Source organism: Methylobacterium gregans (assembly GCF_022179245.1).
Lineage (GTDB): Bacteria > Pseudomonadota > Alphaproteobacteria > Rhizobiales > Beijerinckiaceae > Methylobacterium > Methylobacterium gregans.
Genome location: NZ_BPQM01000206.1, coordinates 1 through 1,151, shown reverse-complemented (window position 1 = coordinate 1,151; position 1,151 = coordinate 1). Strand labels below are relative to the sequence as shown.

The window sequence follows — 1,151 nt, the reverse complement described above, 5'->3', positions numbered from 1 at the left end:
GGCGGGCCTCGCCACCGCCACGACCGGGCGAACGGTCGCCGGCACGGTCGCGACGAACGCGCTCACGAACCGCGAGGAGACGACGCTCGACCTCTCAGAGATGAGGCAGCCGGGCGACAGGATCACCCTGCAGGTCACCGGCCCGGACGGCGCCAGCCGCAACGTCATTTTGGTCGCTTCGGCGTTCAACACAGATTACAAGGCCGCGTCACTCAGCGACGACGCCACGGCCTTCGTCCAAACCGTCCGGATCACGCCGGGCACCCCGCCCTCGCTGGACGAGATCAGGAAAGCGCTCGCCGGCCTCTCGAAAGAAGCGACCGATCGGGGCTATCCTGTCTCCGCGGTCCCGAACTTGGCCGCGGGCCCCGATGGTACGCCCGCCAGCGCCGTCACCGTGTCCGGCGCCACGGGCTGGAAGGTGGTCGGCGGCAGCCTCACCGTCACGGTGCCGCAATCGCCCGCCGACACGAGCGCCTATCCGGAGATCGCCGTCTTCGTGGACAGCGACGGCAACCGCCTCTTCACCGATTCCTTCGACAACGGTTCGCAGCGCACCGGCTTCGCTCAGCGCCTCGCGGTGAACCCGTCGATCAAGGCCGACACCGCGGCGCTGACCGCCCTGGGCGGCGGTGCCACGGGCGCGGACGGGACGCGGGCGAACTTCATCTACGGCGCGCTGACGGGCACCGACCGGACCTTCTCGTCGTCGTCCGGCATCGGCGGGCTCTCGGCGCCTTACGGCACCACCGTCGTGAAGTTCGCCCAGGACATCATCGCGGCGCAAGGGTCGGCCGCCGCGCAGGCCCAGACCATCGACAGCGGGCAGGGCGTCGCCCTCTCGGCGGCGCAGAGCCGCTTCGCGGAGGGCGCGGCGGTGAGCATCGACGAGGAGATGTCGAATCTCATCGCCCTGCAGCAGGCCTACACCGCCAATGCCCGCGTGCTGACGGCGGCGCGCGACATGCTCGATACCCTGCTCCGGATGTAGCGCATGAGCACGATCAGACCCTACGCCGCGGGCGCCTACTTGACCCAGCGGAACACCCAGCAGATCCTCGACCTGAAGAACCAGCTCGGCACGCTCACCACGCAGCTCTCCACAGGCCGCACCGCCGAGGCCCGCATAGGTCTCGGCGGTGCGGCCTGTG

General features: G+C 70.0%; 1 protein-coding gene. It reads left to right on the top strand.

From position 1 onward, the window contains the following. The coding region (locus MFF54_RS27540) for a flagellar basal body rod C-terminal domain-containing protein (protein WP_283206330.1) at positions 1 to 991 on the top strand (991 nt) is incomplete at its 5' end. Between the last annotated feature and the right edge of the window lie 160 nt (positions 992 to 1,151).